Below are 22,215 nucleotides of genomic sequence, written 5' to 3'. Positions count from 1 at the left end.
AGCTTTTGGTGCTACAAGCGAGACTCGTAGCGTCGAAGCGTATATAATCTTTTAAGCATTTTCTTTCTAGCTGAAATTTTTTGTTTTTTGCGAATTTCAGTCATCGGCTCAAAAAATCTTCTAGCGCGAACTTCCGTAACCACAAGGTTGCGATCAGTTTGCTTTTTGAAGCGTCTATAAGCTTCGTCAAATGATTCGTTTGGATGCACCTTAACGCCAGGCATATCCTCACCGCCTTTCAAAAAAAATTGGCTTTTATTCTATCAAAATTCTCTTGAATTTGAGTTTAATCTATGCAAATCTTCTAAACTTTCATCGATTTGTGGTTTGAAATTTTTTGGTTCTTTTCGCATTAATTTATAAATATAAGCCGATTTTCGAATATCTGTGATGAGATAAACTGCATAAGCTTCAAGAGCAACGGCAACTAGTTGCACTAGTGTTGCAAGTGCCGGAGATAACTTATCGATTAGACCACCCACGATAAAGAGCGCAAAAACATAGATAAAGAGCTTTATGCCCGTAATATAGGCAAATTCTTGGTAGTATCTAAATGAAAAAACAAGCGAAACAATCGCTAGGGCAATGGCTATCAATGCTAAAAGAATAACCGAAAAATTTATCCCACTTACTAGGCTTTTCATCGACATATCGCTCACAAGAGTTAGCAAAATCACGCCGATAACAAGAGCGATAACGCTTATCAAAAAATTAAACAACAATCTATCGCTTGAAGCGATTTGTTTGGTTTGAATAACGGCTAAAATTTTTACGATAAATCCTATCAAAATTAATAATCCACCTGCTGGTCCAAAAATCATGGAAATCAAAGCTCCTGCTGCTATAAGCCCAAACGCTATATAAAATTTCTTTTTCAAATCAGCGTATGGAACTTCGGCTGGTCTTTGCGGTTCGGTAGAAAATACTTCATCAAAATTCATAACATAACCTTTCAAAAATTAAATTTTCTAAAACAAAAAATCACAAAATTGTAACAAAATTTAACGAAAATCAACTTTAAATTTGAAAATTTTATACTAAAATAAGTTCAAATTCGACTGGTTTTTGCAGTTTTTTTATACTTTCTTGCACCATTAACGAGCCGTTTGTGCCGTGAATTTTAAGTGCGTGGTTGCTAAATTCAAATTTAAGTTTTTCAAATGCCAAATTATCCAAAATTTTAGCAAGTTCTAGCATAAAACTAAGCCAAATAACAACGCTTTTGTGTGGTAGTAAATTTTTAAATTTCGCAAATTCATCATCGAATTCGTTTTTGCCGTGCAGTTTTATAACACAGGCTATCAAAACCTTTTGCTCGTGTGAAAAGCCGTAGTTTAGGGCATTTAACACAAAATACGCCGAATTATTATGCATAGCATAAAATCCAAGTTTCTCGCCCAAAGTGCAGAGCTTTGCCGAATTTATTAAAATAGGCAGATATTTTTCATCAAGCCCGTGCCAAAATGATAATTTATCAAAAATTTCCTTTGCAAATTTGGCTAAATTTGAGCGATTTTTCACGCTAAATCTATCTTGCAAACTTTTTAGACTTACATTAAAATTTTCAGGCAATCTTGCGTTTTTACCTAAAATCGAAGTCAAAAACACGCCCTCTCGCACACCTACGCCGCTTGTGATGACGCTTTTGGCTTCTATTTTTTCGGCAACTTTTTTGAAAATAAAAGCACCTTCTCTAATCGTATCAAATCGCTCTTTTTTTATGCCAAATTTACCTAAATTGCTCTGTTTTGCGTTTATGATTTTGTTTATAAATTCTTCGTAATCTTTGAATTCATACGAAAAGTTATGCACGATTTTAAGCGGATATTTTTGCAAACTCATAATCGCATTTGAAATCGCACGCAAACTCCCGCCAATGGCGATTAGATTATCACTTTTAAAACTATTTGGAATTTGATTTAATGCTTCATCAACGAATTCTTTGGCTTTTTTTATATTGTCTTTATCAAAAAATAGCTCTTTTAAACGCACGGTGCCAAGATTTAGCGAGATTTTTTCGACCACTTTTTTATTTTGGACTCTAGCTAGTTCAGTCGAGCCGCCGCCTATATCAACGCAAATTCCGCTTTTAAAATCGCTTAGTAAATTCAGCGCCGCAATCCCGCCAAGATGAGCTTCCGTATCGCCGTCGATCCGTCTGATATTAAATCCGTGAGTTTTTTTAACTAAATTTATAAATTCATTTGAATTTGGAGCGTCTCTTAAAGCCGAAGTTCCCACGCAAAGAACTCTATTTGCGCCGTAAGATTTGATGATTTTTTTAAATTCGCCAAAAGCATTTAGGCACTTTTGCATAGCGTTATTTTGGATAAATCCACCATTTTCGTAAGCGCCCTCGCCTAGTCTTACCTTTATTTTATGTTCCGCTACGATAAAAAAGCCGTATCTGCTTGTGCGTTCAAAAACTGCTAAACGCATTGAATTTGAACCAAGATCGATAACGGCAACTCTTTTTGGCATTACATATCCGAAATGTGGTTATATTTGAATTTTAGCTCTTCAAGGGTTTCGATATTATCAGGGTCTGCAACTATGCACTCGACAGGGCAAACCACGATACAGGCAGGTTCAGAATAATCATTTACACACTCGCAACAACGATCAGGATCAATCATGTAAATCGGATCGTCTTCGAAAATCGCTCCGTCAGGACACTCTTCACGACAAGCGTCGCAACAGATACAATCTTTGGTTATCATTAAAGCCATTAAAATACCTTTGTATAAAAAATAATCGCATTTATACTATATAAAAACTTTGAAAACTTTTAAATTTGCGATATTTTAATGATTTTTTTCAATTTTTATATACTTTTTTTGTATGATGAATAAAAAATCATAGAAATTTTTATTTAAAGAGCTTTAAATTTATATCGGAAGTATAAAAGTCGAAATAACGCCTTTTTTATCATCGGTTCTATTTTTCAAAGAAATCTTAGCGCCCATTGCACTTGCGGCATTTTTAGCTAAAAATAGCCCTAACCCTGCTCCGCTTTTATTTCCAAAGCGTTTAAACGGCGCAAAATAATCTATTTTTTCATCTATTTCTTCGCCTTGGTTTAGAACCTCAACTACTAAATTTTGCTCAATTATTTTGCTTCGTATATCTATAACTGAATTTGGCTCGGCAAATTTAATGGCATTTTGAACAAAATTTTGGATAACATGCAAAAATAAATTTGGTTGAATCAATACAAAAAGCTCTTTTGGCGATAAATTTATCGAAATGTCTTTATTATCGGTTCTGGCTAGAATTTTAAAATTCAAACAAAGCTCGTTTATATAATTTATTATATCGATATTTTCAGGCTCTTCAAACTGAGCTCCTTCTTGGCGACCGATTTGTAGTATCGAGCTTATCATTTTATTCATACTATCGATTTCTGCATTATTTAAACGCAAAGCTTCGATATATCTGTCGCTCTCTCGCTCTTTTATGAGTGTTACTTCATTTTTTGTTTTCATCACGGCCAACGGCGTTTTTAGCTCGTGCGCAACTCCGATAAATAGCTCTTTTTGATACAGCATAAATGTTTGAATTCGTTCAATCAAACGATTTATGCTATTTGAAAGCGGCTTAAACTCATCAGGAATTTCTCTCTCGCCGATTGGGCGAAGAAAATTTTCATTTAGCTTTGAAAGTCGGTGGCTTATCATCTTTATCGGCATTAAAAGCATTCTTGATAAAAACATTGCGTAAAAAATTATCAAAAATATCATCGTGGCATTTACAATTATAATATCGATTAAAATTTGTTTGACAATCTCATTATAAATGGTCGTATCTTTTTTGATACTAATAAATTTGCCGCTTCTATAAGGATAATGAAGCGTTAAAAAAGTCTTTGCGTTTTCTTCACTTTGGCGAAATTTCGGTTTGCTTAGACTTTCGCCGTTTTCTATTTTTATATATGAATCGCGCATAAAATTTGCATAATACACGGATAAATTTTGAGTTGTCAAATTATCTGTTTTTGCGATAGTTTCGGCTACGCGCACCATGCTTTGAACCGAACTTTCAAAAATAGTAATTTTAATGTAGTGGTAAAGCATACCCGAAAAAATAAGAATTAGCATCGCCGAAGCAGATGCTAATTGGATTACAAATCTAGTCCTTAGGCTTTTTTGGGAAAGCAAAATCTATATCCGCGTCGTCTAACTGTTTCGATTGTAGAAATATTCAGCGGTTTATCCATTTTTTGGCGAATTTGATTGATTGCAACTTCGATTACATTTGGAGTTACAAGTTCTGGTTCTTCCCAAATAGCATCAAGCAGTTGTTCTTTGCTAACGATTTGATCTGAGTGTCTAGCTAAATGAGTTAGCACCTCAAAAGGCTTACCTTTTAGCTCGATTTCTTGATTTTTATAAGTGATTTTTTCTTCATCCGGGTCGATAGTAAGATCGTCGATTTTGATAACATTTGTTCCGCCAAAGCGAAGCCTAGCTTCAAGTCTTGCAACCAAAATGTCAAAATCAAAAGGTTTTTTAATATAATCATCGGCTCCTGCTTTTAAAGCTTTTATTTCGCTTTCTTTGTCATCTTTTGCAGAAATAACCACAACCGAAGTTCTAGGAGATTTTTGTTTGATTAAATTTATAAGCTCCAACCCGCTTCCATCAGGCAACATCCAATCAGTCAAAACCAAATCATAATTTCTTATGCCGATATAATACTCAGCGTCTTTAAAGCTCTCTGAATTATCGGTTTGATAACCAAATTCGCCAAGTCCTTCGGCGATTGTTTTATTTAGCGTAACTTCGTCTTCAACTATCAAAATTCGCATTTATTTTTCCTTAAAGTAAAATTTTGCGTGAATTGTAGCATAATTTAAGCTTAAATTCAAGGAAATTTAAAAAAAATTTAATAAATCGTTTCTAACTCAACGCCGACGACGGCATTTGGGAGTATTTTAGGCTTTAAAATTTTCATATAAAAATATTTTAGAGTTGGAAATTTTTCTTTAAATTTGACTTTGCAAAAATTTAGAGCATCTTCAATTAGCTCAAATTTTTGCTCTTTGAAAATTTTTTCAAGTTCGGTGCAGGTTTTAGCATAATCAATAAATTCATCGGCTTCAAATTTAGCGCAAATTCGCACAAGTTGCGGTAAATTTCGCTCAAAATCCAAAATTCCGATAATACACTCAAACTCCAAATTTTCAATCAAAATTCTCATATAACTCTCTTCTCTTCGCCTTTGATTAAACGCACGATATTTGGAATATGCTTATAAATAATGATAAAGATTATTACAAAAACAGGTGCGTGAGTGTTGATGTGTGGCATTTGCGGGTGGATTATATACATTGCAATCACAAGTGCGATTATGGCGATAAACGAAGCCACGCTTGAAATTTTAATCGTCTTTCCGCTTATAAACCATGCGATAACAGCAATTAGCAATTCAAGCGGTATGAAAATCGCCAAAACTCCTGCCGCCGTTGCCACGCCTTTTCCGCCCTCAAAGCCCAAATACGGCGAAAAACAATGCCCCAAAACGGCAAAAACAGCCATCGCCCAAAGCACATTTGGATCAAAGCCCAAAAATTTAGCTATTAAAATCGGCACAACGCCTTTTAAAACATCGCAAACTATCGTTAAAATCGCAAGTTTTTTCGCTTTTTTTGGATTTTGTTCTTTTAAGACCCTTAAAACATTTGTAGCGCCGATACTACCGCTTCCGCTTTCTTTGATATTTACACCTGCAAGGTATTTGCCTATCAAAAGTCCGCTTGGAATCGCCCCTATAAGATAAGCCGCCAAATAGCACCAAACATTGTGGCTTAAAAAAATGTTTTTTAATATCGTAAATAGCGTAATTTCCATTTTTTCCCTTTAAATTTAAAAGCGAGATTATATCTCAAATTCGCTTAACCTTTCCATACCAAAACGATTTTTTCGTTAAAAATGTCGGTTTTTTTAGGCGCTATCTCTTTTTCGTCGATTTTCACACTTTTGACATCATATTGTTCTTTTAAATTTGCGATTTCATCTTCGCATTTTTGCGTCATTTCATCAAGTTCATTTAACAAAATTTGCAAATTTTCTTCTGCATTTTTGACCTGATTTCGCTCAGTTAGCACCCTGCCTGCACTTTTTGCAGCGGTTACTGTTTTACCGATTTTTGTGGCTGCGCTACTGCGAGAGCCAAAAAGTCCGCCAAGCACAGCCGAACCGATACTCATAAGCGTATCGATGCCCTTGCTTGTAACATCGCTTTTTTCTTTTGCTACCCTTTCTTCTGCTCTGCGAATTTGCGTTTCAAGTCTGCCTTTTTGCGTGTTAAAGCGTTCTAAAATTTTTTCAGTTTGCTCTTCTAAAATCTCATTTGTCTTATCTTGCAAACGCACGAAAAATTCTTCCTTACTTTCGCCGAAATTCGAAGTTATGCCAAATGCACAATACCCAGTCATTTTCTCATTTCTATAAATAAATTCTTTCAAATCTCGCTCGTAATTTTTAAAATTTTTAGCTCCCGCTATAAAGCTTGGCAACTCACTAAATTTAAGCCCGTCTTTTGGCTTGTCGCTTAAATTTCGCAAAATTTCATTACTTGCGTCGTCCCAGTTGATTTCTTTTGCATTATACAAATCAAACAAAAGCCCGATTTCTTTGGTAAATTCGCCGTTTTTATCGGCAAATTTTACGCTTGCAGTAGCATAAAGATATGGGCTTACTTCATCGCCGCCACTTAAATCATAAAATTCAGGAATTTCTGAGTTTATCACAGGTTTTACGGAGTTTGAATTTGCGTGAGTTTTTGGCGAATTTTGCTCCAAATTTGCCTTTTTATCTTTCATCAAAAGCGAAATTTGATCATTTGAAAGCGGTCCTTTTAGATAACTAAGCGCAAATCTCGTTCCTATCACGCTTAGCTTATCTTCGTTGATATTTTTAACCAAAAATTTTCGTTTGCCTAAATTTGATATAAGCTCATTTATTTCGGCCTTATCCAAATTCGCATCTACGCCTGTGAGTCCTGAAATCACTCGCTCTTTATCTTGCGCTGTTTGAAGGCGTCCGATAAACCATGTGCCGATGTTTGAAAGACCTTTATAGTCCAAATCCACAGGGTTTTGCGTAGATAAAACGCAGCCCAAACCAAAAGCACGAGCCTGTTTAAGAAGTGTGAGCATCGGGTTTTTTGACGGCGGATTGCCTGTCGGCGGGAAAAAGCCGTAAATCTCGTCCATATACAAAATCGCCCTTAATGAGCTAGTTCCCGTGGTCGTTCGCATCCAGTTTATCATCTCATTTAGCAAAAGCGTTACAAAAAACATTCTCTCACTATCATTTAAATGCGAAATCGTAAAGACATTGCATTTTGCTTTGCCGTCCTTGTCAAAAAGCATTTTGCCGATTTGCAATTTTTCGCCTTGTAGCCACTGCGAAAATGACGCACTTGCGATTAGTGCGTTTATTTTCATAGCTAAATTCATGCGTTTATCGCTTGGGAAAAACGAATTTACATCAAAAACGCCGATTTTTTCAAACGGCGGATTTGCGATTTGCGTTATGAGCTCAGCGATACTTACGCCTTTTGAGTTTTTAAAATTTGTCAAAAAAATCGTTTGGATTAGCAAACTCTCAGGCGAGTTCATATCATCGGTTTTTAGCCCCACAAGCGACATAACGGCACTTGTGATTGATAAAATATAATTATTTAGGGCTTCATCATCTAAATCCCGTGGTGCTTCAAAATCGCTAAGCAAACTCACTCCAAGCCCTGCACTACTTTTTGGCGTGTAAATTCGCACTTCGGCACTTTCTTTGAATAATTTTACACGATCCAAATCTTGGTAAGAATTTTCAATTCCTTCACGCCACGAATTTGCAGTCGCACTAGCAAATTCGCTCACGCTTTGCCCTTTATTTGCTGCTTCATCTGGGTCGATAAACGGCTCAAAATCGCTTGGTTGCATATTTGGAAAACTTAGAGCCAAATTTGTCAAATCGCCCTTTGGGTCGATGATGATTGACGGGATATTGTCGATACAAGCTTCTTCTAAAAGCGTTACGCCAAGACCTGTTTTACCGCTTCCTGTCATTCCTATGATAAGTGCGTGGGTTGTTAGATCTTTGTTTTTATACAAATACGGCTCATCGCCCTCAGTGCCTAGATAAAATACTTTTAGATTTTCTTGTAGAGTTTTCATGGTTTTTCCTTAAATTCGCAAATTCAAACTTATAATTATAACATTTCGTAATTTAATTTTAAATTTGATAGAATTGCCGAAAATTTTTTGGGATTTTTTATGTTAAAAGAGAAAATAAAAGCGAACAAAAGCGGAATTTTACTTTACGGAATCGTTCCGCCAAAAGCGAACTTAGCAACTACCGAGATAGAGCGAATTTCGCAAATTCATAAAAACCGCATTGAGAATTTAGGCATTGACGGGGTTGTGATTTATGATTTACAAGATGAAAGTGCTAGAACCGGCGAGAAACGGACATTTGAATTTATAAAAACGCTTGATCCACAAATTTATTATGAAGATTATTTAAAAACTAGCGTTGATAGCGTTATTTACAGGGCTGTGGGAAAATACAGCAAAGATGAATTAAAACAAATTTTATCAAATTCCGGTGCGAATTTAAGCGTTTTTGTAGGTGCTAGTTCGAAAAATCAAGAAATTTCTACACCGCTAAATGAAGCGTATAAAATCAAAAATAAGTTTGCTCCAAATTTGATTTTAGGTGGAATTTGCATACCCGAACGCCATGAGAAAAAACAAAACGAGCATTTAAAAGTAGCTCAAAAAAGTATCGCAGGGTGCGAATTTTTCATATCTCAGGCAGTTTATAACGCTGAAAATGCTAAAAATTTTATAGATGATTATGCAAAACTCAATGCCAAAAAAGTGCCGATAATCTTTACTTTTACACCGTGCGGAAGTCTAAAAACGCTTGAATTTATGAAATGGCTTGGCATTTCGGTGCCGTCATTTTTGGAAAATCGGCTTAAAAACAGCGTTGATATTTTGCAAAGCTCGGTTGCGTTGTGCGCTGAAATGTTTGATTTTTTATACAAATACGCCCTTGCAAAAGGCGTAAGCGTGGGCGCAAATGTCGAAAGCGTAAGCACTAGAAAAGTTGAAATCGAAGCTTCACTGCAACTTTTAAAAAATATTAAAAAAATCATCGAAAAAAAGGAAAACGGGATTTAAAATTTGCTTTCATTATTATTGCGAAAATTTGCAAATCGCTTCCATTGTCATTGCGAGTTTTTGCAAAGCAAAAACGAAGCAATCGCCAAAGTTTAATAATCAAAGGGTAAATTAGCAAATCGTAAATTTAAACACTGGCGATTGCTTCGACGGCGTTGCCGTCTCGCAATGACAATGGAAGCAAAATTTGAAATTTAAAAACAATTCAACTTAATTTAATATGCGTATGCCGACGATTTTTCGTGCTTACGAGCATTATTACTTCAACTCGCCCCAGCTTTTGGCTACACTTAGGCTTGTTTTAAGCGGAACATTTAGCTTAACCACATTTTCCATTATCGTTTGCACCTTTTGGCTAAAAGTATTTACAAATTCATCTTTGACTTCAAAAATCAGCTCATCGTGAATTTGCAAAATCATACTTGCACTTTCACCCAAAAACGGCGAAATTTCCAACATTGCTTTTTTGATAATATCTGCTGCCGAACCTTGAAACTTCGTATTTACCGCTTCTCGCTCATAAGTCGCTAGTAGCATTGGCGTGGCATTTGCGAAGTCAAAATACCTTTTTCTGCCAAAAAGCGTAGTTGTAAAGCCGTCGTTTTTGGCGTTATTTTTGATATTTTCTAAAAAATTTTTAATCGTCGAAAATGCCGCAAAGTATCTTTCGATATAGTTTTTTGCGTCGTTTCGTGGGATTTTTAGTTCGGCTGAGAGCTTATTTGCTCCCATGCCGTAAATCAGCCCAAAATTTATGCTTTTTGCAATCGCCCTTTTTCCGTTATCGCTTTCTCCAAAAATGCTAATAGCCGTCCTTGCGTGAATATCTTCATCGTTTTCAAACGCCTTTATCAAGGCAGAATCCTTGCTAAAATGCGCTAGAAGCCTTAGCTCAATCTGCGAATAATCCAGCGAAATCAGGCTATATCCGCTTTTTGCGACAAAGCAGTTTCGCATATCTTTTGCCATTGCGCCACGAGCAGGGATATTTTGCAAATTTGGATTTTTACTAGCAAGGCGACCCGTGCTGGTGCCGGTTTGCAAAAAATTTGAGTAAATTCTGTTATTTTCATCTTGCATAGCCAAATTTAGAAGCGGTTCGCAATATGTGCTTTGAAGTTTGTAAATTTCGCGATAATCAAGCAATTTGGCAATAACCGGGTGCATGTCAAGCAACTCCGAAAGAACGCTCTCATCGGTGCTATAACCTGTTTTGGTTTTTTTCTTGCTAGGAAGCTTTAACTTTTCAAAAAGCACTTCTCCAAGCTGTTTTGTGGAGTTTATGTTAAAATTTTCGCCACACAGCTCGTAAATTTCGGCAGTCAAGCTTCGCAGTTTTTCGGCATTGCTCTCAATCATCGCTTTTAGCCTAAATTTGTTCGCCATAATGCCTTCGTTTTCCATTTCAAAAAGCACTTTTATAAACGGAAATTCCAAATTTTTAGCCAAATTTAGCAAATTCTCATCAAGCAAATTTTGGAATTTAAAATAAAACTTCAAAGTTATCCAAGCGTCTTCACTGGCGTAGTTTGTGGCATTTTTCACATCGACACTTGCGAAATTTTCGCCCTTTTTAACCACATCTTCAAATTTAATCGTTTTATAGTTGAAATAACGAAGCGCAAGAGCGTCCATACCGACGCTTTCGCTAGGGTTAATTAGCCACGCCATTATCATCGTATCGGCATAGTGCTTTGGCGGATTTAAGCCAAGATTATTTTGGATTATGCGAAAATCGTATTTTAAATTTTGTCCCACGACAAAACCGCTGTACATTCGCTCCACTGCCCTTTTGGCGACATTTAGCGAAATTTGCTTTGGCGCACCAAGATAGTTGTGAGTTAGCGGCACATAATACGCCCTTTGCTCGTTAAAACAAAACGAAAAGCCCACGATTTTAGCGTTTTTGCTATCAACGCCGGTTGTTTCGGTATCAAAACTAACGATAGTTTGCTCGTCAATGCTCTCAACCAAACGCAAAAGTTCATCTTCGTCCGTAACCAAAACGGCTTGAAAAGCTAAATCTTTTTTTTCATTTTGCAAATCAAGCGTGTCTAAAAGGCGATTTAGCGAGTAATCTTTCAAAATTTCCTTGATATTTAAAAGCGGATTTGAAGTCGGGAATTTCGCCATTTCCAAAGGCGGAATTTCAAGCTCATCATAAAGCGTAGCTAGTTTTTTACTCAAAAATGCGTTATCTTTGTCAGCGATGAGATACTCTTTTTGCCTATTTTGTGGGAGTTTGTCGATATTTTCATAAATTTTTTCCAAACTTCCAAACTCATCAAGCAGTTTTTTTGCACCCTTATCACCGATACCTTTGATACCGGGGATATTATCTGCACTATCGCCGCAAATGGCTAAAAAATCCCTAATTTGCTCAGGAAAAACGCCGTATTTTTCAAAACAGCCATCGCGGTCGTAAAGCGCCTTTTTTGCGGGGCTGTAAATGCGAACATTTTCATCTATTAGCTGATACAAATCTTTATCGTGCGTTACGATGTTGATTAAAAAGTCGTTTTTGTGCTTTTTTACGGCACTTGCGATGACATCATCGGCTTCGAAACCTTCTTTTGAAAACGAGTAAAGCCCCATTTTTTCTATCATCTCTATGCAAACAGGAAGTTGCTCTAAAAGTGCTTCGGGTGGGGTTTGGCGATTTGTCTTATAATTTGGATCAATATCGCTTCTAAAAGTTTTTCCCTTGCTATCGAGTGCAAAAATTATATAATCACTTGCAAATTCATTTTTTAAATTTGCGATAAAATTTGCAAATCCGCTAACCATACCACTAGGTTTGCCATCCTTGCTTTTTAAGCCACTCATCGCATAATACAACCTGAAAAAAAAGCCGAAAGTATCGATAATAGTGATAGTTTTTTTATTTTCGTTTGGCATAGAATTTCCTTGAATTTTTATAAATTTAATGCGAAATTCTAGCCAAAATTTGCTTTAAATTTGGTTTTTTAAAAATTTGGAGAGTTAAACAAAGTTAAATTTAGGCGAAAAAATTCGCCTAAATTTATTATTTTTTACAACAATCGATAGTTGCAAGTTTTCGACGCATATATGCGATTTTGCTTTGCAAAGGTAGATGCTTAGGGCAATTATCTTCGCAACCTAGCAAACTCATACAACCAAACACGCCTTGATCATCGCCAACGAGCTCATAAAAGTCTTCGTCGGTTCGCTCATCAAGCGGATCAACTTTAAATCTAGCAACTCTGTTTAAACCAACAGCACCGATAAAATCAGGTCTCATCAGTGCAGTTCCGCAACTTGCCACGCAAATTCCGCACTCTATACAGCGATCAAGCTCAAAAGTTTCTTGGATAGCTTCTGGATCTGCTTTTTCTTCCATTTTAGAAATATCGGTTTCTTTTGAAGTATGAATCCAACTCTCAACTCGCTTACTCATCGCATTCATCCAATTTCCCGTATCAACGCTTAAATCTTTTAAAAGCTTAAACGCAGGAAGTGGCATAAGCTCGATAACACCGTCAGGATAGTCCTTTGTAAGCGTTCTACAAGCAAGTTTTGGCACACCATTTACTACCATACCACAACTTCCGCAAATTCCGGCACGACATACAAAATCAAATCGCAAATCCGGATCGAATTTTTCTCTAATCACACTCAGAGCAATAAATAGCGTCATTCCGTCTGTTTCTTCAAGCTCGTATTCGGCAAAATGTGGCTTACTAATTTTGCTTAACGGATTGTATTTAAATGCTTTTATTTTGATCTTCCTACTCATAGCCTACACCTACCCTTTCATTTTTAGCTTTATATTTTGGTTGTAATTCATAGTGCATTAAGGCTTCTTGAATTTCATATCTACCTTTTCCTGCTGCTTCCATTTCTGAACGAATTTTATCGACTTCTTCTTGGCGTTTTGCAGACAAAGGATTTTCGATGATATTTCCCTTAGCGCCATAACCACGGAAAGCAGGTGGCATTTCCATTTTCATAATGTCAAGCTCTTCATACTCTACAACAGGTCTTGTATCGCCGTCTTTCCAGCTTGTAAGCGTTCGTTTGCACCAGTTAAGATCGTCTCGTTTAGGGAAATCTTCTCTATAATGTGCCCCACGGCTCTCGGTTCTTAAATATGCACCCCATGCAACGCAAAGAGCTAATTTTAGCATCATAGGAACCCTATAAGCTTCTTCTAGTTCAGGGTTGCCGCCTGAGAGATCTTTATTTTGAAGATTGATATTTGTAGATTCTTTATATAACTCTTCAAGCTCATCAACGGCTTTTTTTAGACCTTCGCCTGTTCTAAAAATAGCAACATGTTCCCACATAATGTCTTTCATTTTGTTTTTGATTTCAAAAACATTATATTTGCCGTTTTTCTCTGTAAGTTCTTTTAGATAATTTGCCGTTTTATCGATAAATTTTTCCAAAGTTTGTGTTTGAATATCTATTTGGTGAGCTTTGCAATACTCAGCAAAATAATCACCCACAATCATACCACTAACAACGGTTTCAGCAACGCTATTTCCGCCAAGTCTATTAAATCCGTGCATATCCCAACATGCAGCTTCGCCACAGCTAAATAAACCACTTAGAGTTGGGCTTTCGCCTGTTGGTTTTGTGCGAATTCCACCCATTGAGTAGTGTTGCATAGGAAGAACCGGCGCCCAACCTTTTGGACCTTCATCGGCTGGATCAATGCCGTTGAAAATTTGGCAAATTTCTTGAACATCGCGTAAATTCTTTTCGATATGCTCACGACCCAAAATGCTAATATCTAGCCAAACATGCTCACCATAAGGGCTTTTTACCCCTTTTCCGTTTCTAATGTGTTCCATCATTCTTCGGCTTACGACATCACGACTTGCCAACTCTTTTTTCTCAGGCTCATAATCAGGCATAAAGCGGTATCCATCAACATCGCGTAAAATTCCGCCATCTCCCCTGCAACCCTCAGTTAGCAAAATTCCGCTTGGCACAATCGGAGTTGGGTGAAATTGAACTGCTTCCATATTTCCTAGTTTTGCAATACCAGTTTCAAGAGCAATCGCAGCTCCAATACCTTCGCAGATAACGGCATTTGTAGTGTGTTTGTAAATTCTACCATATCCGCCTGTTGCTATAAGTGTGCCTTTTGCGACATAAGCAGTAAGTTCGCCGGTTACCAAATCACGCACAACAGCGCCATAACAGCGATTATTTTCATGTATCAAAGCGATTGCTTCTTTTCTGTCGTGAATTTCAACATTGTGTTTTAAAGCTTCATTTGCTACGCCAAAAAGCATCGTATGACCTGTTGCATCGGCTGTAAAGCAGGTTCTCCATTTTTTTGTTCCGCCAAAATCACGGCTATGGATAAGCCCATGGACTTCATCTTTTTCTTCAATAGTTGTTTTTTGAGCGTTTATAACAGCGCTTCTTTTACCTTTTGTAATTCTAGTCCAAGGAACGCCCCAGCTAGCAAGTTCTCTAATAGCTTTTGGTGCAGTTTGTGCAAACATTCTAGCTACTTCTTGATCACAACCCCAGTCGCTTCCTTTTACGGTGTCGGCAAAATGCACATCTTCGTTGTCGCCTTCACTCATTTTAGAATTTCCTAAACTTGCTTGCATACCACCTTGTGCGGCTGCTGAGTGGCTTCTTTTTACAGGACAAAGGCTCAAAACTACGGTGCTTAGACCCTTTTCTCCTGCGGCGACAGCTGCTCTTAGACCTGCTAAACCACCACCTATTACTAATGCATCATAATATTTTACATTCATATTTAACTCCCAATCCTACATAGCGGTGAAGTTATGGTAGCCTATTTTTAGGAAAGCAACCATACTTAAAAGTCCTAAAACTATAAAAAATCCGCTCAAAACCCATTTTGCTTTTTTTAGTTTTTCTCTTGTCTCTTTGTAGTTTTTGCCTTCGAACCAACCCCATTTAACGCAAAGTCTATATAGACCAATACCACCGTGAAGTTCTACACTAAAAAGTAAAACTAAGTAAAATAGCCACATTAGGTGCGTAAACATTCTATTCCCGCTCACATCGGCACTTAGCACAGGGCTAGTTGCTATGATAACAAGATGAGCAGAAGCAAGAAAAAACATAATAAATCCAGTACAAGCCTGAACCCACCACAGCGTAGTGTCTTCGTGTTTCATTCTAATCGTGTGAGCTCTATAAACTTGCCATTGTCTGAAATTTATAGGCATCTTTCTCATGCCAAGTGCAGCATGAATAAAGAAAATAATAAACACGCCAACCGCCACAACAAATGTGCAATAGCTCATGAAATGAGAATCAGAAATAAATCTAAGCTCAAACATAGCCACAACGCCGTCAAATGCTTCCTTACTAATAAGAATTGTAGATACAAAAAGCATGTGAAGCCACATAAAAAGCCCCAAAAATAGCCCTGTGCCGCTTTGGATTAAATCCAAACGAGCAGGAACGCGACTTTTTTTGCCTTCTACGCTTTTTCCAAGAAAACCTTCAATTTTATCCATAAAAAAAGCTCCTTTCTATTAAAATTTGCTAACTTAAAACCATCATTATAGCCAATTAAGCCTTAAACAGGCGTCTTGTTTGTTTCAAATTTGACACTTGCTTTTAGGTATAACATCAAACTAACCCCGGCAACAAACATAAAAATCGATAAAATTTGACCCAAACTAAAACCAAAAACCAAAAATCCTATATGCGTATCAGGTTCTCTAAAAAATTCGCTCACAAAACGCATACAAGTGTATAAAATAGCATATAACGCTATCAACTCGCCGTCAAATTTCTTAAATTTGCGATAAAAAAACAAAATCACAAATATAACAAAGCCTTCCAAAAACGCTTCATAAAGTTGGCTAGGGTGCCTTAAAACGCCATTAACTAAAATTCCCCAGCTAATATCAGTTGCACGACCAACTAACTCTTGGTTTAAAAAATTTCCCACACGCCCAAAAATGTAGCCAAGCGGGATACTTAAAGCACACAAATCCAAAAGTAGCCACAAATTTGTTTTATACTTTTTGCAAAACAAAATGGTAGCGATAACAAATCCTACAACTGCGCCGTGGTAACTCATACCACGAATTCCGACAAATTCGCCGTTTGCAAATGGATTAAAAATTTGCCACGGGTGCGTTAAATAATAAATTTGCTCTCCCGAATATATCAAAATATAACCTAACCTAGCCCCCAAAATAACGCCTATTTCAACCCAAATAAAATAGCTTTCCAAGGTTGCATTGCTAAATGGAAATTTATCATTTTTTACAAACCATTTTGCAATCCAAAGTGCGATTAGCAAGGCTAAAACATACATAATGCCATACCAATGCACACTAAGCCCAAAAACTCTAAACGCAACGGGGTCAAAATGCGAGTAAATTTCGTTCCAATAACTCAAATTTTAAGCCCCAAACTATTTTTTACAACAAGACAAAAATCCGCCAAAAAATAGCCCATAGATTTGTAATAATCGCTCTTTGCGTTTTCTTGCAAATACTTCGCCAAAGCCCTAAATGACGGCATAAAATAATCAGTCAAATAAAGACCAAGCATAATGTGAGATTTCTCGTTTGTATCTTGCTTAAAAATCGCAGACAAGCAACCAAGCATATTTGCGCTATGCGAAGCTTTGAGTTCGCCAAAAGGCTTTTGATAGCGAATTTTTTCAAAAAATAGTTTTAAATCCGTATCGCTAACAAGCTTGAAAAAATCAATTTCAAAAGCGTTTTTTAAATTTTCAAAATCGCTTTGGATAACCGAAATATCTTCATTTAAAGCATTTTTCCAAAGCTTTTGACCTGCAACATTTTCTTCATTTTGATTTACGATAATCCAGTTTTTACCGAGTTTTCGCAAAGTTTCTTCGTTTATCGTTCCTTTAAAATTTGTAGCAAAAATAATGCAGATGACCGAGTAAAGCTCACCAAGTTTCATAAAATTCCTTTTAATAGTCCTTATTTGGGAATTTTATCAAATTATACTTTAAAAATTGATTTTATTTTTAAAGATAAAATTTTTTTATAGAAAAATTTAATGCAAAAGCCCGATTTCAAAATATTTCATTTTGACAATAGTGCATAAATTTTCACTTAATTGAAAAAACAGAATTTATTTTTTTAAGTTTTATTTAAACTTATGTGATTTTCCATTAATGTAATTTTGTAATTAAATTAGAATTACATAATTCGACTTTTGTTTCATAAAAGCTAAATTTTACACTTAAAAATTTGCAAATCAATCCCTAAATTTCGCAAAGTTTTTATTACTCTTTCGCAGTTGCCGTTTTTGCAAATGTTGCAAATGTCGCAAAATGAAACTAATTTTTACTTCGCAAAAATGAGTAAATTTTTGATAAAATCGCTTTTGGGAGCAAACGAACAGTAAATTTGACACTAGCATTTCGCAAAAATTCATAAAAATTTAAAAATCCAAGCTTATAAAATTCTCTTTGGACTTTCAATTCAGTAATTGCGTATTTTAGACCGCTACGACGAATTAATTGCTCATGATTTGCTCTTACTTTTATAAGCGGTTCCTGTATATTATAAAATTTTGCACTAGCTAAAATCATTCTTACCCATAGATAATAATCTTCCATAAATAGAAAATTTTGATAGCTCCCAGCTTTTAAAACCGATGTTTTTTTAAACATCACACTTGGGTGTCTGAAAGGACATCTAATTTTTGAAAATTTAATCAATTCGCTATGTTTCTCTGGCAATTTTGCGTAACCAAAAATAGAATTTTCATCTAGTGTAAATTCTGCACTATTTGAACCACATACATCTATATCTGGATTTTTATTTAAAACTTCGAGCTGTTTTTTAAAACGATTTGGAAGCGAAATATCATCGCTATCCATTCTAGCAACCATTTCAAATTTGCATTTTTCAAGTCCGATTCTTAGTGCATCACCAAGCCCCATATTTTTTTCAAGTTTTACAATCTCTAAAATTTCGCCTAATTTGTCTTTCCAAATTTTTATCATCGCATAGAGTTCATCGGTAAGTTCGCCGTCTTCAACTAGCACGATTTGATTTGGCTTGACTTCTTGTTCATCATAAATGCTTCTTAAAGCACGATCTAAAAATTCAGCTTTTTCTTTGATATAAACAGACATTAAAACAGAGAAATTCATTTTTTATCCTATAACTCAAATTGAGATTTTTCTGGCAAAATACTTTCAAAAGCATTTGCTATTTTTTTCATTTTCACTTCAAAATCATCTATCTCTCCATCATTTATGCAAATTTCTTTGTATTTTTTATTTTTTATAATATTACAAATTTCATCGATATTGCTATCGTTTGTGAGATTAAATATTTTTTTTCCCTTCATGCTTTGTGGATAAAAGTTTCCGCTATAAATTTGCCAATATCTAAATAGCCACTGATTAATATCGCCTGTTGTGCGGAATTTATTATTCATTGTAGATTCTAAAACATCGCCACATTTTTGCCAAACTTCTTCAAAAGTAGATTTTTTAAAAGGTTGTGGTAAATGCGGATTTGTCAAAACATAAAATCTATGTGTTTTTTCATACGGCAAAACGATTAAAGTTTTTAAAATTTCAAAGCCGTATTTGTAGTTAAACCATTTAAAGAAATTTTCTTTTATAGATTTATAAAGACTAAAATTTTTATGAATTTCAATCATATCGTTTAAAACCAAATGGTTAAAAAAATCGGCTCTTGGCAAATTTAAAACAGCACAATCACAAGGTAAGCCATTTTTAAAGAAAAATTCTTTTTTTACAAAATCAGTTAAAAAGAAATCATCGTTAAAATAGACAAAATTTTCAGACAAATCTTTTATTTTATACATATAATCTTCGATTGGATTTACACTGAAAACCGGCAGATATTCACTTGGAATATAATCGCTGTGCTTAACAAAATTTAGTTTTGGTGCGCCTAAATTTAACCACTGTGGTTTTTGCCCGTTTGTGATAAAATGCACTTTTCGCACCCAAGGGGCAAATTTTTCCACACCACGAAAAAAATATTTTAATAGTCCCATATCTCTATATCTGATATTTCTTATATCTATTTGTTTGTTTTTTGGGCAATATTTATTAAATTCTTCTATCCACTCAGGATCGCTTCCATCTACCCAAGGAATTACAACATCTATTTCCATTTTTTACCTTTCTTGAATTTACAAAAATTTCTCATACGGAATGCTATCAAAAATTAGATTATAAATAGTTGGATAAAATAATTTTGGTAGTGTTTCCGGCAAAATAAATCTCATAACATAAAAATCAAAAATAAAAAATAATACAACCATAAGCAAGATAAATTTAAGAATTTTCAAATTTATAATACCAGTTTTTTTGAAATATATCAGCCAAAGAATCATAGCAAATATAAACTCAAATGCCAAATATCTCTCAAACATAACCGCAAAATCATGCATAAAGCAAATGATAAAAAAGCAAATCAAATAAAATTTATATATGTTTTTTACACTATTTTTATTTTTTAAATAAACACTAGTAAAAATTACAAAGAAAAGTTTTATGTATAAGGGTATATAATAAAATATCAATCCTTTTAGAGTTTTTGTGGTAAGATAATCGCCTGCAAAAACACCATCTGTATAGGAATTTATTGTAAATGGCAATATCGGAGAAACAAAAGAAATTATAAATGATGAGATATTTGGTATAAATAAAATAACAATACCAATCATAGATAAAAAATATAAGAATTTTATTTTTAAGACCTTTTTACATAATATAAATGCAAAAAATAACAAAGTTATTAAGGCTGTCATTATATGAATGCTATTTGCTAAAAACATAAGCAAGATAGCTTTTAAAATTTTATTTTCATAAAAATATGTAAATATGGCATAAATCATAATATATATAGCAGAATAATTTCTAATGCCAAAAGCAGCACCCCTGAAATTGATAATTAAAAAAAGTGTTAAAAATAAAATATTTATATGATTAATTTTTGTATCTTTATAAATAATATTAAAAATTTTTAAAATACAATAATATGAAATAAACACTGAAATAAATGGCAAAATTTCTTTTTTTATGCCCAAAATGTTTCCAAAGTAGTATTCAAACACAATAAATATATCTTTTTGATTATTTAAAGTCATATATTCAAAAGGCGATAGTCTTAAATCGTACTCCATAAATCTTTCATAGTGTCTTAATACATCTGGTGTTTTATCTCCAATCCAATCAAGAGATGGCTCTAAAAGCATAGCGATATAACCAAAAAAAAGTGCAACAAAAATATAATGTTTTTTAAAATCTATTTTCAAAAAAATAGCAGTAAAAACCGATAATATTGGGTTTACCAAAAGTGATAAATTTAAAATCGCACTTCTCATTTATTTTAAATCCATAAAGCGACTTTTCCGACTTTATCTTCTAAAATTTTAGCATCTGGTGCATTTCTGAAATGCCAATTTTTATCTTTTACCATATAATTTCCATAGTGTGTTCTTAAATGTTCATCATAATTTTCTGGTATATAAAATTTATGATTTAAAAATTCATATGGAATTAAATTTTTAGTTATCGGAAAAGTATGTTCTAAAACTTTTACTTTATTTAGATTTTCATAACTAGCCCGTAAGGTAGTATATGGCGGAAACGGTATGAAAGCACAACACGACATAGTTTTTTCAGCTCTTTTGTAATAAAAAATATCAATATTTACACCGTTTTTGCGATAAGTTTCTTCTCTGGCATAATCTCCATCATCGACCAAAATCACTCTTTTTTGCTTAAAACCATATTTTTGTAAAATATCTTTTAAATTTGGATTGTAATTTTCCATAAGTGTAGCAGTATCTATATCAAAATCATGTGCTATGAAATTATGCTCTCTTACCGCACCAAGAAGTGTGCCAAAATCAAGCCAAATTTGAATTCCTGCTTCATTGCAACCTTTTTGAAAATCTATTAAAGTTTCTCTACCGAATTTTCTAAAATCACGATTTTGCTTTTTAGATAAAATTTTTGAAGCCATAGAATAAAGAATTTTATTGCTACGAATTATTTTTTTTGCTTTGTTTATCATAATTTCTCCTTTTTATAAAGTTTTTAATTTTCTATGAATTTTTTTAATAAAAATCGTAATAAATTCTAATTTAAAAAAAACGAATAAAAAGCTAATTTTTGCCAATAGTGATAATTTTCTATTTTTTATTATGTATTTTGTTTTATATGCATTTGGACATATTTTATTTATCATTTTTTTAAAATTATAATCTGTATTAGGAATAACAACGGTTAAAAGCCCCATATAAAAATGTTCTTTATACGAATAATCAAGGTTATATTTATCAATCAAATTATGAATTTTCAAAGACAATGTAGAATAATCACTTATCACTCTCGTAGAATTTGTAATTGTGCTTAAAGAATTAATATTTATCTGTGAATAATGGATAAAAGCTTTATTTATATGTGATATTTTATTAGCCTTTAAAAAAAGCTGAAATGTAATATACATATCTTCCGAATACTGAAAATTTGGAAATTCAATATATCTATAAATATCTCTTTTTGCCATTTTATTCCACACAGCAGTAGAAACATATATAGCAAGTATGTATTTTGCATATTGCATAGCATTATCAATATTTTCTAAACCATTTATTCTTATATGTTTCGCATATTTTTGCTTATTTTCAAAATTTAAATAATTATCAAAACAAACTATATCTGCTTCATCATCTTTTGCTTTTTTATATAAAGAGCTTACCATATCAAGCTCCACCCAATCATCACTATCTATAAAAAGTATATACTCGCCACTAGCATTATCTAAGCCATTTTTTCTAGTTAGGCTAGAACCGCTGTTTTGAGCATTATTTATAATTTTTATATCATTTTTTCTATTAGGATATTTTTCTATCACGCTTTGCAAAACTTGCATACTATTATCGGGCGTACAGTCATTTACAAAAACATACTCAATACTGTCAAAATCTTGCTCAAATAGCGTTGTGGCACACTTGGCGATATATTTTTCTACATTGTAAATAGGAACTATTATACTAACTGCGTAAGATTTCAT

At 34.2% G+C, this 22,215-nt stretch carries 21 protein-coding genes; 1 reads left to right on the top strand and 20 read right to left on the bottom strand.

From position 1 onward, the window contains the following. Nucleotides 1–11: 11 nt before the first annotated feature. The 9 genes from rpsU to PF026_RS00590 form a co-directional block, all read right to left on the bottom strand. Nucleotides 12–224, bottom strand: a complete 213-nt coding sequence (gene rpsU, locus PF026_RS00630; protein WP_270860422.1) for a 30S ribosomal protein S21 — start codon at nucleotides 222–224, stop codon at nucleotides 12–14. 39 nt (nucleotides 225–263) lie between these two features. Further along, nucleotides 264–941 (bottom strand): hypothetical protein, encoded by a 678-nt coding sequence (locus PF026_RS00625; RefSeq protein WP_270863112.1) that lies wholly within the window; start codon nucleotides 939–941, stop codon nucleotides 264–266. Nucleotides 942–1,032: 91 nt separating this feature from the next. Beyond that, nucleotides 1,033–2,481, bottom strand: coding sequence for a Ppx/GppA phosphatase family protein (locus tag PF026_RS00620; protein WP_270863111.1), 1,449 nt, complete (start codon nucleotides 2,479–2,481; stop codon nucleotides 1,033–1,035). After that, a complete protein-coding gene (locus tag PF026_RS00615) occupies nucleotides 2,481–2,729 on the bottom strand; it encodes a YfhL family 4Fe-4S dicluster ferredoxin (RefSeq protein ID WP_270860217.1) in 249 nt (82 codons plus the stop codon). Before PF026_RS00615 ends, PF026_RS00620 begins: the two co-directional genes overlap by 1 nt. A gap of 159 nt (nucleotides 2,730–2,888) precedes the next feature. Then, on the bottom strand, nucleotides 2,889–4,097 hold the full coding sequence (locus tag PF026_RS00610) for a sensor histidine kinase (RefSeq protein ID WP_270863110.1): 1,209 nt from the start codon (nucleotides 4,095–4,097) through the stop codon (nucleotides 2,889–2,891). A gap of 38 nt (nucleotides 4,098–4,135) precedes the next feature. After that, nucleotides 4,136–4,807: a homeostatic response regulator transcription factor HsrA gene (hsrA, locus tag PF026_RS00605; RefSeq protein ID WP_270860219.1), complete on the bottom strand. Its 672-nt coding sequence runs from the start codon at nucleotides 4,805–4,807 to the stop codon at nucleotides 4,136–4,138. Between the two features lie 77 nt (nucleotides 4,808–4,884). Further along, nucleotides 4,885–5,199 (bottom strand): dihydroneopterin aldolase, encoded by a 315-nt coding sequence (locus PF026_RS00600; RefSeq protein WP_270863109.1) that lies wholly within the window; start codon nucleotides 5,197–5,199, stop codon nucleotides 4,885–4,887. Further along, a complete protein-coding gene (plsY, locus tag PF026_RS00595) occupies nucleotides 5,196–5,849 on the bottom strand; it encodes a glycerol-3-phosphate 1-O-acyltransferase PlsY (RefSeq protein ID WP_270863108.1) in 654 nt (217 codons plus the stop codon). Before plsY ends, PF026_RS00600 begins: the two co-directional genes overlap by 4 nt. Nucleotides 5,850–5,893: 44 nt before the next feature. Next, nucleotides 5,894–8,179, bottom strand: coding sequence for an ATP-binding protein (locus tag PF026_RS00590; RefSeq protein ID WP_270863107.1), 2,286 nt, complete (start codon nucleotides 8,177–8,179; stop codon nucleotides 5,894–5,896). A 99-nt stretch (nucleotides 8,180–8,278) separates the two neighbouring features. Between PF026_RS00590 and PF026_RS00585 the strand changes: the two genes are divergently transcribed. Then, nucleotides 8,279–9,190: a methylenetetrahydrofolate reductase gene (locus PF026_RS00585; protein WP_270863106.1), complete on the top strand. Its 912-nt coding sequence runs from the start codon at nucleotides 8,279–8,281 to the stop codon at nucleotides 9,188–9,190. 258 nt (nucleotides 9,191–9,448) lie between these two features. On the opposite strand, the gene polA is transcribed toward PF026_RS00585, so the two are convergent. The 11 genes from polA to PF026_RS00530 all read right to left on the bottom strand — a co-directional run bounded on the left by polA (nucleotide 9,449) and on the right by PF026_RS00530 (nucleotide 22,215). Beyond that, on the bottom strand, nucleotides 9,449–12,088 hold the full coding sequence (gene polA / locus PF026_RS00580; RefSeq protein WP_270863105.1) for a DNA polymerase I: 2,640 nt from the start codon (nucleotides 12,086–12,088) through the stop codon (nucleotides 9,449–9,451). A gap of 127 nt (nucleotides 12,089–12,215) precedes the next feature. Then, complete coding sequence (locus PF026_RS00575; protein WP_270860225.1) at nucleotides 12,216–12,947, bottom strand: fumarate reductase iron-sulfur subunit; 732 nt, start codon at nucleotides 12,945–12,947, stop codon at nucleotides 12,216–12,218. Next, nucleotides 12,940–14,931 (bottom strand): fumarate reductase flavoprotein subunit, encoded by a 1,992-nt coding sequence (locus PF026_RS00570; RefSeq protein WP_270863104.1) that lies wholly within the window; start codon nucleotides 14,929–14,931, stop codon nucleotides 12,940–12,942. Before PF026_RS00570 ends, PF026_RS00575 begins: the two co-directional genes overlap by 8 nt. 15 nt (nucleotides 14,932–14,946) lie before the next feature. After that, entirely contained in the window at nucleotides 14,947–15,666 is a 720-nt protein-coding gene (locus tag PF026_RS00565) for a fumarate reductase cytochrome b subunit (protein WP_270863103.1), read from the bottom strand. 62 nt (nucleotides 15,667–15,728) lie between these two features. Then, nucleotides 15,729–16,562 carry a prolipoprotein diacylglyceryl transferase gene (gene lgt, locus PF026_RS00560; RefSeq protein ID WP_270863102.1) on the bottom strand — a complete coding sequence of 278 codons (834 nt, stop codon included), beginning with the start codon at nucleotides 16,560–16,562 and terminating at the stop codon, nucleotides 15,729–15,731. Then, complete coding sequence (locus PF026_RS00555) at nucleotides 16,559–17,098, bottom strand: hypothetical protein (RefSeq protein WP_270863101.1); 540 nt, start codon at nucleotides 17,096–17,098, stop codon at nucleotides 16,559–16,561. The genes lgt and PF026_RS00555 overlap by 4 nt, the downstream gene beginning before the upstream one ends. Before the next feature lie 382 nt (nucleotides 17,099–17,480). Next, complete coding sequence (locus PF026_RS00550) at nucleotides 17,481–18,302, bottom strand: glycosyltransferase (protein ID WP_270863100.1); 822 nt, start codon at nucleotides 18,300–18,302, stop codon at nucleotides 17,481–17,483. Between the two features lie 8 nt (nucleotides 18,303–18,310). Then, entirely contained in the window at nucleotides 18,311–19,303 is a 993-nt protein-coding gene (locus PF026_RS00545) for a Stealth CR1 domain-containing protein (RefSeq protein ID WP_270863099.1), read from the bottom strand. An 18-nt stretch (nucleotides 19,304–19,321) separates the two neighbouring features. Beyond that, on the bottom strand, nucleotides 19,322–20,518 hold the full coding sequence (locus tag PF026_RS00540; RefSeq protein WP_270863098.1) for an EpsG family protein: 1,197 nt from the start codon (nucleotides 20,516–20,518) through the stop codon (nucleotides 19,322–19,324). A 5-nt stretch (nucleotides 20,519–20,523) separates the two neighbouring features. Beyond that, entirely contained in the window at nucleotides 20,524–21,213 is a 690-nt protein-coding gene (locus tag PF026_RS00535; protein ID WP_270863097.1) for a LicD family protein, read from the bottom strand. A 12-nt stretch (nucleotides 21,214–21,225) separates the two neighbouring features. After that, nucleotides 21,226–22,215, bottom strand: a complete 990-nt coding sequence (locus tag PF026_RS00530; protein ID WP_270863096.1) for a glycosyltransferase family 2 protein — start codon at nucleotides 22,213–22,215, stop codon at nucleotides 21,226–21,228.

It is taken from the genome of Campylobacter sp. CS_NA3 (assembly GCF_027797495.1).
Taxonomy (GTDB): Bacteria; Campylobacterota; Campylobacteria; order Campylobacterales; family Campylobacteraceae; genus Campylobacter_B.
The sequence above is the reverse complement of the archived record's forward strand: the minus strand, read 5'-3'. Positions and strand labels throughout refer to the sequence as shown.

Coding starts and splice junctions, on each gene's coding strand:
- PF026_RS00555 (WP_270863101.1), bottom strand. CDS start 17,098: ATGAAACTTGGTGAGCTTTACTCGGTCATCTGCATTATTTTTGCTACA.
- rpsU (WP_270860422.1), bottom strand. CDS start 224: ATGCCTGGCGTTAAGGTGCATCCAAACGAATCATTTGACGAAGCTTAT.
- PF026_RS00565 (WP_270863103.1), bottom strand. CDS start 15,666: ATGGATAAAATTGAAGGTTTTCTTGGAAAAAGCGTAGAAGGCAAAAAA.
- PF026_RS00625 (WP_270863112.1), bottom strand. CDS start 941: ATGAATTTTGATGAAGTATTTTCTACCGAACCGCAAAGACCAGCCGAA.
- hsrA (WP_270860219.1), bottom strand. CDS start 4,807: ATGCGAATTTTGATAGTTGAAGACGAAGTTACGCTAAATAAAACAATC.
- PF026_RS00575 (WP_270860225.1), bottom strand. CDS start 12,947: ATGAGTAGGAAGATCAAAATAAAAGCATTTAAATACAATCCGTTAAGC.
- polA (WP_270863105.1), bottom strand. CDS start 12,088: ATGCCAAACGAAAATAAAAAAACTATCACTATTATCGATACTTTCGGC.
- PF026_RS00550 (WP_270863100.1), bottom strand. CDS start 18,302: ATGAATTTCTCTGTTTTAATGTCTGTTTATATCAAAGAAAAAGCTGAA.
- PF026_RS00530 (WP_270863096.1), bottom strand. CDS start 22,215: ATGAAATCTTACGCAGTTAGTATAATAGTTCCTATTTACAATGTAGAA.
- PF026_RS00585 (WP_270863106.1), top strand. CDS start 8,279: ATGTTAAAAGAGAAAATAAAAGCGAACAAAAGCGGAATTTTACTTTAC.
- PF026_RS00540 (WP_270863098.1), bottom strand. CDS start 20,518: ATGAGAAGTGCGATTTTAAATTTATCACTTTTGGTAAACCCAATATTA.
- PF026_RS00610 (WP_270863110.1), bottom strand. CDS start 4,097: ATGCTAATTCTTATTTTTTCGGGTATGCTTTACCACTACATTAAAATT.
- PF026_RS00620 (WP_270863111.1), bottom strand. CDS start 2,481: ATGCCAAAAAGAGTTGCCGTTATCGATCTTGGTTCAAATTCAATGCGT.
- PF026_RS00600 (WP_270863109.1), bottom strand. CDS start 5,199: ATGAGAATTTTGATTGAAAATTTGGAGTTTGAGTGTATTATCGGAATT.
- plsY (WP_270863108.1), bottom strand. CDS start 5,849: ATGGAAATTACGCTATTTACGATATTAAAAAACATTTTTTTAAGCCAC.
- PF026_RS00545 (WP_270863099.1), bottom strand. CDS start 19,303: ATGGAAATAGATGTTGTAATTCCTTGGGTAGATGGAAGCGATCCTGAG.
- PF026_RS00570 (WP_270863104.1), bottom strand. CDS start 14,931: ATGAATGTAAAATATTATGATGCATTAGTAATAGGTGGTGGTTTAGCA.
- PF026_RS00590 (WP_270863107.1), bottom strand. CDS start 8,179: ATGAAAACTCTACAAGAAAATCTAAAAGTATTTTATCTAGGCACTGAG.
- PF026_RS00615 (WP_270860217.1), bottom strand. CDS start 2,729: ATGGCTTTAATGATAACCAAAGATTGTATCTGTTGCGACGCTTGTCGT.
- PF026_RS00535 (WP_270863097.1), bottom strand. CDS start 21,213: ATGATAAACAAAGCAAAAAAAATAATTCGTAGCAATAAAATTCTTTAT.